General features: G+C 58.0%; 13 protein-coding genes. 2 read left to right on the plus strand and 11 right to left on the minus strand.

Going from position 1 to position 13,509, the window contains the following annotated elements; all coding sequences use genetic code 11:
- Nucleotides 1-32 precede the first annotated feature (32 nt).
- Genes PG898_RS06840 through PG898_RS06855 form a run of 4 tightly spaced genes read right to left on the minus strand, consistent with a single transcriptional unit; the run spans nucleotide 33 to nucleotide 4,447 of the window.
- Nucleotides 33-2,132, minus strand: a complete 2,100-nt coding sequence (locus PG898_RS06840) for a prepilin-type N-terminal cleavage/methylation domain-containing protein (RefSeq protein WP_042648819.1) — start codon at nucleotides 2,130-2,132, stop codon at nucleotides 33-35.
- 11 nt (nucleotides 2,133-2,143) lie between these two features.
- Nucleotides 2,144-3,274: a PilX N-terminal domain-containing pilus assembly protein gene (locus PG898_RS06845; protein WP_042648820.1), complete on the minus strand. Its 1,131-nt coding sequence runs from the start codon at nucleotides 3,272-3,274 to the stop codon at nucleotides 2,144-2,146.
- Between the two features lies 1 nt (nucleotide 3,275).
- A complete protein-coding gene (locus PG898_RS06850) occupies nucleotides 3,276-3,920 on the minus strand; it encodes a PilW family protein (protein ID WP_270823652.1) in 645 nt (214 codons plus the stop codon).
- The gene (locus PG898_RS06855; protein WP_043131480.1) at nucleotides 3,914-4,447 is read right to left on the minus strand and encodes a GspH/FimT family pseudopilin; all 534 of its coding nucleotides are present in this window, start codon (nucleotides 4,445-4,447) and stop codon (nucleotides 3,914-3,916) included. The genes PG898_RS06850 and PG898_RS06855 overlap by 7 nt, the downstream gene beginning before the upstream one ends.
- Nucleotides 4,448-4,540: 93 nt before the next feature.
- On the opposite strand from PG898_RS06855, the gene PG898_RS06860 reads away from it, so the two are divergent.
- A complete protein-coding gene (locus tag PG898_RS06860; RefSeq protein WP_042648822.1) occupies nucleotides 4,541-4,918 on the plus strand; it encodes a type IV pilin protein in 378 nt (125 codons plus the stop codon).
- A gap of 364 nt (nucleotides 4,919-5,282) precedes the next feature.
- Here PG898_RS06860 and ispH read toward each other — a convergent pair whose 3' ends face one another.
- From ispH to murJ, 6 genes are all read right to left on the minus strand, one after another.
- Entirely contained in the window at nucleotides 5,283-6,218 is a 936-nt protein-coding gene (gene ispH / locus PG898_RS06865; protein WP_270823651.1) for a 4-hydroxy-3-methylbut-2-enyl diphosphate reductase, read from the minus strand.
- Nucleotides 6,218-6,670 (minus strand): FKBP-type peptidyl-prolyl cis-trans isomerase, encoded by a 453-nt coding sequence (gene fkpB / locus PG898_RS06870; RefSeq protein WP_270823650.1) that lies wholly within the window; start codon nucleotides 6,668-6,670, stop codon nucleotides 6,218-6,220. Before fkpB ends, ispH begins: the two co-directional genes overlap by 1 nt.
- Nucleotides 6,667-7,179, minus strand: coding sequence for a signal peptidase II (gene lspA, locus PG898_RS06875; protein WP_025325712.1), 513 nt, complete (start codon nucleotides 7,177-7,179; stop codon nucleotides 6,667-6,669). The genes fkpB and lspA overlap by 4 nt, the downstream gene beginning before the upstream one ends.
- A complete protein-coding gene (ileS, locus tag PG898_RS06880; RefSeq protein ID WP_270823649.1) occupies nucleotides 7,179-10,040 on the minus strand; it encodes an isoleucine--tRNA ligase in 2,862 nt (953 codons plus the stop codon). Before ileS ends, lspA begins: the two co-directional genes overlap by 1 nt.
- Nucleotides 10,040-11,014 carry a bifunctional riboflavin kinase/FAD synthetase gene (gene ribF / locus PG898_RS06885; protein ID WP_025325710.1) on the minus strand — a complete coding sequence of 325 codons (975 nt, stop codon included), beginning with the start codon at nucleotides 11,012-11,014 and terminating at the stop codon, nucleotides 10,040-10,042. Before ribF ends, ileS begins: the two co-directional genes overlap by 1 nt.
- Before the next feature lie 120 nt (nucleotides 11,015-11,134).
- Nucleotides 11,135-12,697, minus strand: a complete 1,563-nt coding sequence (murJ, locus tag PG898_RS06890; RefSeq protein WP_270823648.1) for a murein biosynthesis integral membrane protein MurJ — start codon at nucleotides 12,695-12,697, stop codon at nucleotides 11,135-11,137.
- Nucleotides 12,698-12,888: 191 nt separating this feature from the next.
- Between murJ and rpsT the strand changes: the two genes are divergently transcribed.
- Nucleotides 12,889-13,152 carry a 30S ribosomal protein S20 gene (gene rpsT / locus PG898_RS06895; protein ID WP_005308808.1) on the plus strand — a complete coding sequence of 88 codons (264 nt, stop codon included), beginning with the start codon at nucleotides 12,889-12,891 and terminating at the stop codon, nucleotides 13,150-13,152.
- Nucleotides 13,153-13,201: 49 nt separating this feature from the next.
- Here the strand turns inward: rpsT and PG898_RS06900 are convergent, their stop codons facing one another.
- Entirely contained in the window at nucleotides 13,202-13,504 is a 303-nt protein-coding gene (locus PG898_RS06900) for an ArsR/SmtB family transcription factor (RefSeq protein WP_005332359.1), read from the minus strand.
- Nucleotides 13,505-13,509: the final 5 nt, after the last annotated feature.

The following is a 13,509-nucleotide window of genomic DNA, read 5'->3' on the forward strand; positions in this document are numbered from 1 at the left end:
CTGTGCCAGCGCCTTGGCTCCCTCAGCAAACCTTAGGGAGAGCAGGTCAGGTTTGCGGCATTGGTGACGCCATTGTCTACCAGCAAGGTGCAGGGACCGCTGATGACCTGACCGCTGGCTGGCGGAGTCATGGGGATACTCAAAGAACTCGGCTTAACCAAGAAGGTCGTGTTGCCCGAGTAGGAGAAGTTCACCACCAGAGTGCTGTTCTGCTCAGCCGTGCAAGTATAGATTGCCGTCTGGTTGTCGCTGCTCGGCTTGTCTATCTGGCAAGTGGCCCCGGAGGTCGAGGTATTCATCGACAGGTTATTGAAAACATTTTTCTTGCAGGCGATTGGGGTCGGATCATTGTTCTTGGTTTTCTCCAAGCACTGTACCTTGCCTGTGACCGTCAGCAGAGGCTGCGTGACAGTTCCGGAGTCAATCTTGACGGCCAACTCTGTACTGAGAGCCAGGCTCTGATCCCTTGGTGAAATCAGCGTAGCGGTAATCCCCGAATTACCCTGATAGACGGTGGCTTTTACCTTCACACTCTGCAGCACCTGGCTACTGTCCTTGGTGGATTTCTTGGCAGCCAGGTAACCACGGCTGTAACTGCCGAAGTAATAGTTATTGAGATCCACTATGGTATCGACCGGTTCATTGCTGACTGTGGCATAGTCGGTCACGGCCCCCCCGAGCTGGCCACTGAGCGGTGTCATGGACCACTCCGCCAACATGGTCAGGTTGATATCCTGAAATGGCACCTTGGCCAGATAGCCAGTGATACTGGTGTCTATCCCGGTCAGATAGGTAGGATTCAGAACATCGACATATATTCCACGGGCAATCAGCTGGCGCGTGCCGGTATTGATCGTGATCCCCGTAACGGCGTCCCCACCAGGCGCAACGTTGGCAGGAGTCTGAAGCCATGTGGGAAAATCACTTATCGCAGGCGCGCTCACCGTCGGGGTCGAGGTCCAGTTCAGGGTCTGTTTCTGCCAGTCGATATAAGCCTTGACCACATACTGGATGTAATTCTGGTAACTGACCTGATTCGCCGCCTTGGCCAAGAAATCCGAGGTAGTGACAATAACCTGGACCAGGTTCCAATCAGGGAGGGGGCGATAGTACCCATCCAGTCGCACAAACCGGCAAGCATCCACATAGGTGCCGCTGGCCGCTACGGACAGGGTGCTGTTATAGCGCTGCCGACTGGTATTGAGCGGTGCGTAGTAGCTGAGAAAACTTCCTCCCGAACCATCAAAATGATCTTTGCAGCAGCTTGTGCAGAGCGCTGGCTGGTTATTGCCGCTGACTGTTCCGGTCTGCTTGGTCTGTTGTGCTCCTGTCTTCCAATAGAGCTGGCTGGTGGCAGTACTGTAGGCCTGGCCCGGCAGATAGGCACTCAAAGTGGAACCATAAGTGCAGGCGCAACTTACTGAGCTGATATCTTGCTGGATTTGTTGGGTATTTCCCTGGTTTGCAGGCTGGTAGGTCACTGTTTCAAACTGCACCTCCTTGCCGACAGTGTTGTTTTTGGCCACCACTGTTGGAGAAGGTTTGCTGGTTTCCTGTCTGCTGCCGTTGCCGAGATCGATTGAGATCACGTCCGGCGCAACCCCCGGGGTGTAATTGATCTTCGGCCCTGTCCGAGCTGTATCCAACCCCCCATTCAACTGATCCACGGTCAATGATTCAGTGGGAGAGACATAACCCGTAAGCGCGACCGAGGTAGTCACCCCTTCGCTGTTGGTCCAGCTCACTGTGGTATTGATCTGCTTTCGCCCAGGGTAGTTCAGCAAATACCCTGTAGGAGCCGTGTTCTGCCATGCAGAAGTGGCTCCGTTCCAATATTGGTTGGCCACAGTCCAGGCCAACGTGTAGCTGTCGCCAGACTGGCTCTTGGTCGTATTACCACTCGCAATGGCCGTATAGGCAGTGAGCGGGGCCGTCGCCGTCACCAGACTGTTGAAGTTACGGAATTCCTCGATCTTGGATTCTGCGAGTCGCATGGCAATTTCATAACGCCGCCCATCCTGGGAGGCCGTCAGGGTCGACTTCGAAAGCATCACCAGACCGACCACCCCCACCCCCAGCACAACCAGGGTTACCAGTATCTCAAACAGGCCAAATCCTTTTTGCCGTTTCATTTACTTGTCCTCTACCAGTCGCGCCAGCTACCCGGCACCTGTTTAAGAGTCTGGAAGGCGGCGCCTGTCCTGATATTGCTCAGTGCGGCCTCATCATATTTGGCATCATAGGTACCATTGGCCTTGCCCAGCTCAAAGTTGGCAGCCAAGGCACCGTTCACGATGGCCCCGCCAGTGAGCTTGATATCCGTGGTTGCCGTAGCTGGATGTGAAGAGTACGCAAATACCAGCCCATACAGTTGACGGTTGCCATTGATGGTCAGGCTGCCATCCTTGATGATCAACACAACAGGGGCAGATTGAGTACCAATATTGGAACCGGGATTGCAATCGCCATTGACAATGACAAGCCCTGTCGTCGTCGGCCCCAGACCATTGCAATTATTGACTATCTGGTTGGCTCTTGACTCTATGTTGGCCCAGCCAGCGGCATCGTCATTCTCATTGAACAGATACCACACCAGGTCGGTTGGAAAATCGGGATCGCTATCCTTGATATCCGACTGCTTATTGCCCGGTTGGCTGATATTGGCACTGCAGCCACCGGCGTAATCACCCTGATGGCAGGTCTGGCCGGACCCCGTATTCAGATCTACATAATCATTGGTCCAGATGGAAAGCGGCACTCCAGGTCCCCCTCCATTGGGATTGGCAACAACGGTAAAGTTACCCCCGACCGCCATTCCCCCTGCGACAGTCAGAGGCGCGGCAGGTGTCCCAGCCAGCACGTTGCTTTGCACATATCGAGCCTCGACAGCCGCCTGCGCCTGGCTGTTGCTCAGGCTGGCCACAGAGCGAATCCGGATAGGTGCGATGGGCGTGGTACTCCCAGCCACCACGGGAAAGGGAGTTATGCATTCGACCGTCAGGGTATAAGTCCCCCCAGCACCTGATGGAGAAAACGAGTTCCCTGACCAAGCGGGCAGCAAAGAGGGGCAAGATGAACCTTCAGCAGATAGTCGACCAAAGCCATAGGACAACCCCTGTTCTGCCAAGGCCATCACTTGACGATAGAGGGTTTCATTCAATGTGATGCGACGATCGGCCACCAGCAGCTTGCCCACCAGCAGGGTGACTGCCAGCAGGATCAACAGCAGGATCAGTGTGACGGTGAACGTCGTAAAACCGGACTGGATTCTCATATCAGTATCCGTCATTGCGCAACTTGATATCACGCTGCAAGTTCAAGGTCAGCTCAGTATTGTCCTTGTAGCGGCCCGAAATGTTGAGTTGAATTGCCCTGGCACCGCTCACTTGGCTACTGGAGAGCAGGCGATAGGTAAGCTGGGTGATCTCTATGGTGTTATCGGTCGAAATGAGGCTACCGCTATTACAAGTGGGACTGGTTCCCGTAGTGAGTTTGACTCCCTTATCTCCGCTACTGTAACTATAAAGCCGAGTTTCCAGGCTGCTGGATGGGCTGTTGTTTAGCACACCGTTTTCATTGTCATCATAACTGATCCTGATGCAGCGATAGATGTTGGAACCTGTTGCGGTCTGATCCATCAGGTCGGTGCTTGCGTCGAAATAGAAGGGCGATGGGAGTGCACCAGATACCAATCGAGTCGAGGTAGCAGCACTGGCATCATAACCTGCACGCTCAATATCGCGGGCCATCATGTCGGTGATTGCCTGAACCTCCTGATTGAGTCGACTCACCTTCATAGCCGTGCTATTTGCCCTGAGAATCGTTGCGAAGAGCGTCGTCACGGCAGCCACCAGTAACAAGCCCGCCACCATGGCGACCATCAACTCCACCAGACTGAAGCCTGCATGTCGCCTCAACATGTCGGCACCCCACTCACATTGCTGACAGCACAGGTACGAACCCGCCCAACATTGTTGGTAACGACTCGCATGGCGTAGCTACCGGACGAGATGGCAATGTTGCCAGCCGTCAACGTACCTCTGCGGGGAGAAATATTGAGCGGCCTGATATTGGTAGCCGACTCACTGTAACTCGCCACTAGGGTGATACCGGGGAATTCGCTGGCATTCACCCCTTTTCGCCCCTCGATGCTGGAACAAGCATCGGCACAGCTATTGCAGCTACCATCGATATGTACGCGGTAGCACCAGTTACTGCTGCCGCTATTGAAAAGCAGCAGATTGAGCGTCTGATTGCGTTTGACCGCCTCGGATTTGAGCAACATGACATCGGTATAGATAGCCTGCGTGGCAGCCCTGACCATCTGCTCCTGCCGCAATGACTGATAGCTGGGCAGGGCTACGGCAAGCAGCAATGCAGCCACCGTCAGTGCCAGCAACAGTTCAATCAGGGTAAAACCGGAAACACGTCCTACTGTGCGCATCATTTAGCTCAAGACTCCTTTCTTTTTGCCCATGCCAGTAGAGCTCACTGTCAGTACTATTCTATAGTATCAAACCGTTTCCAGAGCGTGCCGCCCATGAGAACCAAACAATCAGGTATTACCTTGCTGGAGCTGCTGGTTGTGGTGGCTGTCGTCGCCATCCTGGCAGCTGTGGCCTATCCGAGCTTTACCTATGGGCTGCATAAGTCCCGTCGTGCCGAGGCAATCAAGGGGTTGCTGAGCATGCAACTCAAGCAGGAAGAATTTCGCATATCCAATACGAGTTATAGCGGAACACCATCTCAAGTGGGTAACCCAACAAGCGATTACTACACCTTTACCATCTCTGGCGCTACCGCTACGGTTTATACCCTGATAGCCACAGCCAAAGGCAGCCAAAGCAATGATTCAGGCTGTACCACTCTGACTCTCAACAAGGCCGATACCAAGACGCCATCTGACTGCTGGAAGTAACTCGCTGCGGGTCAGTTGCACCGAAGCCACGAACTGATTCGCCTGAGCTGTCAGGTTCATGTTTCAGAACAATGAGTTAAATGAAGGAACTCCCAGCGTCAGCAGGATAGACAAGAGTACTACGATGGCCATTAGCTCGATGAACGTGAAGCCAAGGGGCGCAAACATCCTGTTGTGCACCGTGTCAAACCCTCCGCAAGTTCCATCCATGGTTGGGGTCGGCATGCGAAAATGTCGAACATTCAACCAGCACTGTCGACAGTGTTAATGGCAGAGCAGATCTCCAACGAGAACTGTCGCTGCTTTTATATATGGGAAACGGGATGCCTGTCACAAAAATGCCGGCGCTGGGCCGGCATTTCCATCAGAGGATACGCAACTCTGGCGGCACCTCGAATACTACGTTTTCCTCGCGACCAGGGTGTTCTGTCACTATCTTGCCCCCCAACTCACGCAGACGGGCGATGACATTCTGCACCAGCACATCGGGAGCAGAGGCCCCTGCCGTCACCCCGATACGTTCAACACCATCCAGCCAACCCGGCTCGATCATGGAGGCATCGTCAATGAGGTAGGCTCGCGCCCCCACCTTCTCGGCCAGCTCGCGCAGGCGGTTGGAGTTGGAAGAGTTCCGTGAGCCCACTACCAGCATGGCATCCACCAGCCCCGCCATCTCCCTGACTGCATCCTGACGGTTCTGGGTGGCGTAGCAGATGTCATCCTTGCGCGGCCCCTGGATCTTGGGGAAGTGCTTGCGCAGCGCATCGATGACGTCCGAGGTCTCGTCCACGCTCAGGGTGGTCTGGGTGACGAAGCAGAGATCATCCGGGTTCTTCACCTTGAGCTTGGCCACGTCCTCCGGTGTCTCCACCAGATACATGCCGCCCTCGGGATTCTCGTACTGCCCCATGGTCCCGATCACCTCGGGGTGACCGGCGTGCCCGATGAGCACGGCCTCTGAGCCCTTGCGGCTGGCGCGATGAACCTCCATGTGCACCTTGGTCACCAGCGGACAAGTGGCATCGAACACCTTGAGGGCACGGGACTTGGCCATCTCGCGCACCGTCTTGGCCACGCCGTGGGCGGAGAAGATGACGATGCTGTCGTCCGGCACCTCGTCGAGCTCCTCGACAAACACGGCTCCCGCATCTTTCAGCTTGTTCACCACGTAGCGGTTGTGTACCACCTCGTGACGGACATAGATGGGGGCACCGAATTTTTCCAATGCGCTCTCGACGATGCTGATAGCACGGTCGACACCAGCACAGAAACCACGCGGGTTAGCCAGCAAAATATCCATCAGCTCACCTTTTCCTCGTCATCCACGCCCAGGATCTCCACCTCGAAAGTGACGGTGTGACCCGCCAACGGGTGATTGAAATCGACCGTCACCGACATCCCTTCCACCGCTCTTATGATGCCCGGCAGCTCGCTGCCATTGGGCTGGTCGAAGATCATGATAGTACCGACCTTGGGCTCCACATCGGCACCGAACTTGGCGCGATCCAGGTGGTAGATGTTGTCGGGATTGGAGAGGCCGAAGGCCTGCTCCGGCGCCAGCGTGAAGCTCTTGCTCTCCCCCTGACTAAGCCCAAGCAGGCACTTCTCGAAGGTGTCGGTCAGGCTGCCATCCCCCATCCGCAGGCGGGCCGGTTTGCCGTGCAGCGCCGTGCTGTCGGCCACAGAGCCGTCTTCCAGCTTGATGGAGAAGTGGAACAGTACGCTGCTGTCAGCGCCTATGGCCTGACTCATGCCGCCTCCTTCTGTTTTTCGGAGCGAAAACCTTCCAGCACTATCATGGCGGCACCGATGAAGATGAAGCTGTCCGCCAGGTTGAATGCCGGCCAATGGGAGCGCTGCCAGTAGAAGTCGAGAAAATCGACCACGTGGCCCAGCACCAGGCGATCAAAGACGTTGCCAAGGGCTCCGCCGATGATGAGCGAATAGGCGATGCCGCTCCAGCGCTGGGTGACCGACTGCTTTCGCAGCCAGTGTGTCAGCAGCCCACAGATGGCAAATGCCAAGACCGCGAAGAACCAGCGCTGCCAGCCCCCCTGATCGGCCAGGAAGCTGAACGCTGCGCCCTTGTTGTAGACGTGCACCAGGTTGAAGAAGGGGGTGATCTCCACCCCCGGATAGCCAAACGGCAGCAACTTGACCACGGCGAGCTTGCTCGCCTGGTCCAGTACGAAAGCCAGCACCGCCAGCCACAGCCAACGCAGGCCCGTTTTGTTATGAAGAGCGTTATTGGTCATGTTCATCAGGCAAATTGACGCGTTTCGCCGTCACCCTCGACGTTGGTGACACAGCGGCCACAGATCTCTTCGTGACCCGCGATGGTGCCCACGTCTTCCACATGGTGCCAGCAGCGGTCGCACTTGGCGGCAGCAGACTGGGCCACGTTCAGCCACAAATCATCGCGCTCGGTCGCAACGGCACCTTCCGGTGCTGTGTCAGCCACAACCACCTTGGCCTTGGAGGTGAGCAGCACGAAGCGCAGCTCATCGGCCAGAGCATTCAGGCGCTTTGCCAGCTCGGGCTTGGCGAACAGGGTCAGCTCGGCCTGCAGTGAACCACCGATGCGCTTCTCGCCACGGGCGGCTTCCAGTGCCTTGTTCACCTCACCGCGCACGGTGAGGATCTCGGCCCAGAAGTCGTCGTTCAGCACTTCGCCCGCTTCCAGCCCAAACAGGCCGTCGTACCACTCCTCGGTGAACACGAACTCACCGCGCTCACCCGGCAGCAGTGCCCAGATCTCGTCGGCGGTGAAGCTCATGATGGGTGCCATCCAGCGCACCATGGCCTCGGCGATGTGATAGAGGGCGGTCTGGCAAGAGCGACGGGCCAGGCTGTCCGCCTTGGCGGTGTACTGACGGTCCTTGATGACATCCAGATAGAAGGAGCCCATCTCGATGGAGCAGAACTGCATCAGTTTCTGGGTCACGCCGTGGAAGTTGTACTCATCGAACGCGGTCACTATCTCGGCCTGCACCGCCTTGGCTCGGCCCACGGCCCAACGATCCACCACCACCATGTCGGCAGGCGCCACCATATCGGTCGCCGGATTGAAGCCGTTCAGGTTGGCCAGCAGGAAGCGGGCGGTGTTGCGGATGCGACGGTAGGCGTCGGCAGAGCGCTTGAGGATCTCGTCGGAGACGGTCATCTCGCCGGTGTAGTCGGTGCTCGCAACCCACAGACGCAGGATGTCGGCACCCAGCTTGTTCATCACATCTTGGGGGCTGACCACGTTGCCGATGGACTTGGACATCTTGCGGCCCTGACCATCCACGGTGAAGCCGTGAGTCAGCACCTGGTTGTAGGGGGCCTTGTCTTTCATGGCCACGCCGATCATCAGGGAGGACATGAACCAGCCGCGGTGCTGGTCAGAGCCTTCCAGATACATGTCGGCCGGGTTGCCGTTGAACTCGGGACGGGCGTCTACCACTGAGGAGTGGGTCGAACCTGAGTCGAACCAGACGTCCAGGGTGTCAGGCACCTTGTCGTACAGGTCGGCGTCGCCGCCCAGCAGCTCGGCCTTGTCCAGATCCCACCAGGCCTGGATGCCGGACTGCTCGACCCGCTTGGCCACCTCTTCCATCAGGCGCACTGATTCCGGGTGCAGCTCCTGAGTCTCCTTGTGAACAAACAGGGAGATGGGCACGCCCCAGGTACGCTGACGGGAGATACACCAGTCAGGACGGTTCTCGACCATGGCCTGGATGCGGTTCTTGCCCCAGGCCGGCACCCAGCCGCTCTGGCCGTGCTGGGCAATGCCATCTTTCTCGATGCGCTCGATCTCTTCCAGCGCACGCTTGCGCAGCCCCTTCTGCTCCATGCTGATGAACCACTGGGGGGTGGCACGGAAGATGATCGGGGTCTTGTGGCGCCAGCAATGCGGGTAGGAGTGGTTGAACACCTTGTGGTGCAGCAGGGCACCACGCTCGGTCAGCACCTCGACCACGGCCGCATTGGCCTTGAAGACGTGCTGGCCGGCAAACAGCTCGGTATCCGGCAGGTAGACACCGTTGCTGCCAACCGGGTTGGCCACTTCCAGACCGTACTTCTGACCGACCACGAAGTCTTCCTGACCGTGGCCAGGGGCTGTGTGCACGGCACCGGTACCGGCATCCAGGGTGACGTGGTCACCCAGCACCACAGGCACGTCGAAGCTGTAGAAGGGGTGGTTGAAGCGCAGCAGCTCGAGCGCCGCACCCTTGGCATAGCCCAGGTTGTGGAACTTCTCGATGCCGGCTCTGTCCATCACGTCCTTGACCAGCTCGGCCGCCAGGATCAGACGCTCGGGGTTGTCACCCTCCACCTGTACCAGGGCGTAGTCGAGATCGGCGTGCATGGCGATGGCGCGGTTGGCCGGCAGGGTCCAGGGGGTAGTGGTCCAGATCACGGCAGAGAGCGGACCCTTGCCGGTGTGACCTTCGGGGCAGTCGAACTTGGCAGCCACTGTCGCCTCGTCGACGGCCTTGAAGCGCACGTCGATGGAGGGAGAATTCTTGTCGTAATACTCCACTTCGGCTTCAGCCAGGGCGGAGCCGCAGTCGGTACACCAGTGCACCGGCTTGGAACCCTTGTGCAGGTGACCATTGGCGACGATCTTGGCCATGGAGCGGATGATGTTGGCTTCGGTGCCAAAGTCCATGGTCAGGTAGGGGTGTTCCCAGTCACCCAGCACGCCCAGTCGGATGAAGTCGGTCTTCTGCGCTTCGATCTGGGTCTTGGCATATTTGCGGCACTCGGCGCGGAACTCGGCGGCGGAGACCTTCTCACCCGGCTTGCCAACCATGCCTTCCACCTTCAGCTCGATGGGCAGACCATGGCAATCCCAGCCCGGCACATAGGGGGAGTCGAAGCCGGAGAGGCCCTTGGACTTGATGATGATGTCTTTGAGGATCTTGTTGACCGAGTGACCGATGTGAATGCTGCCGTTCGCGTAGGGAGGGCCATCATGCAGAATGAAAGAAGGCTTGCCCGCTTTGGCGCGGCGAATGGCGCCGTAAAGATCCTGATCGTACCAACGCTTGAGCATGTTGGGTTCGCGCTTGGCCAGATCGCCACGCATCGGAAACTCGGTTTCCGGCAGATTCAGGGTGTGTTTATAGTCGCTCATCAGTCCTGGGTTCCCTTCTTTTCTAAAAGAGTGCTGGGTAAATTGAATGGTGGCAGCCCGAACCAGGCTCGGGCCGCCAGGGCATCTCGTTCGATCTGCTCTTTCAAGGCGGTGAAAGAGGCAAACTTCTGCTCTTCGCGCAGCTTGTGGCGAAGCAGCACCTTGACCTGCTGACCGTATAGATCACCAGAAAAATCAAATAGATGTACTTCCAATCTGGCTTGTGTACCGCTCAAGGTCGGCCGTACACCCACATTGGCGACACCGGGGAAGGTCTTGCCGGAACATAACACTTCCACCGCAAACACGCCACCGACCGGGATCACCTGCCGTTTGAGCGCGAGATTGGCGGTAGGAAAACCTATGGTGCGCCCCAGCTTGTCGCCGTGGGCCACCCGACCACTGATGGCATAGGGGCGGCCGAGCATCAGCTCCACCTCCGCCATTCGCCCCGCCTTCAAGGCCTCGCGCACCAGGGTGCTGCTGACCCGCTGGCGCTCGACCTGGAAGCTCTGGGTGCTGATCACCTCGAAGCCGAAGCGATGGCCCGCCTCCTCCAGCAGGTGGAAGTCCCCTTCCCTCCCCTTGCCGAAGCGAAAATCATCCCCCACCACCAGGTAGTGCACGCCGAGTTTCTCCACCAGCAACTGCTCGATGAAGGTGCTGGCGGCCTGTTCGGCGAAGCGGTGCGTGAACCGCACGCAGAGCATGCGATCTATCTGCATCCCCTTGAGCGCTTCGTACTTCTCTCGCCAACGGCTTAGGCGGGCAGGGGCGGCATCCCCCGCAAACAGCTCAAGGGGCTGCGGTTCGAACAGCATGACGCAGGCGGGCAGGCCAAGCTGGGCGGCTTTCTCCTGCAGTCGGGCCAGCACCGCATGGTGGCCCTGATGAACCCCATCGAAGTTGCCTATGGTCAATACACAGCCCCGATGACGGGGCTTGATATTGTGAATGCCGCGAATGAGTTCCATCAGTGCCTTGTGCGTTGCTGCCATGGAAATCGGCGGATTATATATCAGGCAACAGGCAGGGTCAGCCCTGCTGTTGAGCCGATTTCAGGTATCTGACCCGGAACCCGGGCGTCATCAGCCTCATTGCTGACCCGATTTCAGGTGTCTTGGCCTGACCCCCAGCACCAACAGGACTATTCCGTACAAGGCGCCCCCCAGGCAGAGCAGCAAGGTCAGCTCCAGACTGGCTTTGCCCATGCTCCAGGCTCCCCACTGGGCGAGATCCGGTGACAGATACCCAAGCACGCCCCCCATCAGCACGGTCGCCACCAGCAGCTTGAGGCAGAACACGCCCGTGTTGCGGGAAGGGCGATAGACCGCCTGCTGATAAAGCCCCTTGAACAGCAGGGCCGCATTCAGGGTGCCGGAGCAGGCGGTGGCGAGCGCCAGCCCCACATAGCCAAGCGGGTAGATGAAGATGAGGTTGCACACCATGTTGGCCACCATGGCCATGATGCCGATCCGCACCGGCGTCCTGGTGTCCTGGCGGGCATAGTAGCCGGGGGCCAGCACCTTGATCAGCATCAGGGAAAGCAGCCCTGTGGTGGAGGCCAGCAAGCTGGCGCTGGACATGGCCACCTCGTGCATGCCGAACTCGCCGCGCATGAAGAGCACCCGCAGTATGGGCTCGCGCAATACGGCAATCCCCACCATGGCGGGCAGACCGAGCAGCATCACCATGCGCACCCCCCAGTCCATGGTGCGGGAGAAGTCGGCCGGATCTGCATCCACATGCTTCCTGGCCAGTGCCGGCAGGATCACTGTACTGATGGCGACCGCGAACAGGCCGAGGGGGAACTCCAGCAGGCGATCCGAGTAATAGAGATAGCTGATGGCGCCTGTCGCCAGGAAGGAGGCCAGCATGGTGTTGATCAGCAGATTGATCTGGCTGACCGAGACGCCGAACAGCGCCGGTATCATCAGGGTGCGGATCTTCACCACACCGGGATGGTGCCAACCCCACTTGGGCCATACCAGCATGTTGATCTGACGCAGGAAGGGGTACTGGAACAGAAACTGCACCAGACCGCCGAGGAAGACGCCGATCGCCAGCGCGATCTCGGGCCGCTCCAGCAACGGGGCTATCCACCAGGCTGCCGCTATCATGGTGAGGTTGAGAAACACCGGTGTGAAGGAGGAGACGGCGAAGCGGCCAAAGGTGTTGAGAATAGCCCCGGCCATGGCGGTGAAGGTGATGAACCAGAGATAGGGGAAGGTAATCTTGAGCATCAGGCTGGCCAGCTCGAACTTCTCGGCCGCCGGGCCACCGTGCAGCCAGTCCCAGAACCAGCCCCAGCCGAACAGCGCCGTCAGCACGCCTGAACCCAGCACACCGAGCAGGGTGACTATGGTGACTATGCCGCCAAGGGTACCCGCCACCGCGGCCAGCAGCTCGCGAACGGCCTGCTCGTCACCGTTTTTCTTGTACTCCGTCATCACGGGCACGAAGGCCTGGTTGAAAGCCCCTTCGGCGAACAGCCGGCGCAAGAAGTTGGGAATGCGGTTGGCAAAGAAGAAGACGTCTGCGGCCACCCCGGCACCGAGCAGATTGGCGATGACTACATCGCGCACCAAGCCCATCACGCGGGACGCCAGCGTCATTCCGGACACTATCATGCCGGATTTGATCAATTTCTTACTCAAGACGAGGCCTCTGGAACTGTCAGAAAGAAAAGAATGCTGTTAGAATCGGCCGACAGTTTAACCGTCTCCCATCTGACACACCACCGGGGGGCGGTGTTTATTTGCACAAATCATTTGACAATATGTGGTTGGGAAGGCATATTTCCGGGCCTTTTCAATACACTCGCTAAGACAGTTTTAGGAGTTTTACCTTGGCTAACATCAAATCTGCTAAGAAGCGTGCTCTTCAGTCAGAGAAACGTCGTCAGCACAACGCCAGCCGTCGTTCCATGACCCGTACTTACCTGAAGAAAGTGATCGCTGCCATCGCCTCTGGCGACAAGGCTGCTGCCACTGCCGCTTTCGCTGTTGCTCAGCCGATCATGGATCGTATGGCGACCAAAGGCCTGATCCACAAGAACAAAGCTGCTCGTCACAAGAGCCGCCTGTCTGCCCAGATCAAAGCTATGGCTTAATCAGCTTCGGCTGAACAAAGCTAAAAAAACCGGCCTTAGTGCCGGTTTTTTATTTGGGTTCGCTGCAATACAACCTGTGCAACAATCCAATCATCTCGCGTACCTCGTGGCTGCGCAGCGAATAGTAGACCGTCTGGGCCTCTTTTCGTGTCGTCACCAACTCATCGCGCCGCAACACCGCCAGATGTTGTGACAGCGCCGATTGACTCAGTCCAAGTACCTCGTTGAGTTCCCCCACCGACAACTCCCGCTCCAGTAACTGGCACAGAATGAACAAGCGCCGCTCATTGGCCAGCGCCTTGAGCAGGGTGACCGCACGTCCGGCATTCGCCTCCATCTCTTCCAACTGCATCGCAT

Origin of the sequence: Aeromonas sp. QDB31 (assembly GCF_027707605.1) — a bacterium.
Taxonomy (GTDB): domain Bacteria; phylum Pseudomonadota; class Gammaproteobacteria; order Enterobacterales; family Aeromonadaceae; genus Aeromonas; species Aeromonas media.

Bases quoted from the DNA above. Each gene is read 5' to 3' on its own strand.
- PG898_RS06840 (WP_042648819.1), bottom strand. From the start codon at position 2,132: ATGAAACGGCAAAAAGGATTTGGCCTGTTTGAGATACTGGTAACCCTG.
- PG898_RS06845 (WP_042648820.1), bottom strand. From the start codon at position 3,274: ATGAGAATCCAGTCCGGTTTTACGACGTTCACCGTCACACTGATCCTG.
- PG898_RS06850 (WP_270823652.1), bottom strand. From the start codon at position 3,920: ATGTTGAGGCGACATGCAGGCTTCAGTCTGGTGGAGTTGATGGTCGCC.
- PG898_RS06855 (WP_043131480.1), bottom strand. From the start codon at position 4,447: ATGATGCGCACAGTAGGACGTGTTTCCGGTTTTACCCTGATTGAACTG.
- PG898_RS06860 (WP_042648822.1), top strand. From the start codon at position 4,541: ATGAGAACCAAACAATCAGGTATTACCTTGCTGGAGCTGCTGGTTGTG.
- ispH (WP_270823651.1), bottom strand. From the start codon at position 6,218: ATGGATATTTTGCTGGCTAACCCGCGTGGTTTCTGTGCTGGTGTCGAC.
- fkpB (WP_270823650.1), bottom strand. From the start codon at position 6,670: ATGAGTCAGGCCATAGGCGCTGACAGCAGCGTACTGTTCCACTTCTCC.
- lspA (WP_025325712.1), bottom strand. From the start codon at position 7,179: ATGAACATGACCAATAACGCTCTTCATAACAAAACGGGCCTGCGTTGG.
- ileS (WP_270823649.1), bottom strand. From the start codon at position 10,040: ATGAGCGACTATAAACACACCCTGAATCTGCCGGAAACCGAGTTTCCG.
- ribF (WP_025325710.1), bottom strand. From the start codon at position 11,014: ATGGAACTCATTCGCGGCATTCACAATATCAAGCCCCGTCATCGGGGC.
- PG898_RS06900 (WP_005332359.1), bottom strand. From the start codon at position 13,504: ATGCAGTTGGAAGAGATGGAGGCGAATGCCGGACGTGCGGTCACCCTG.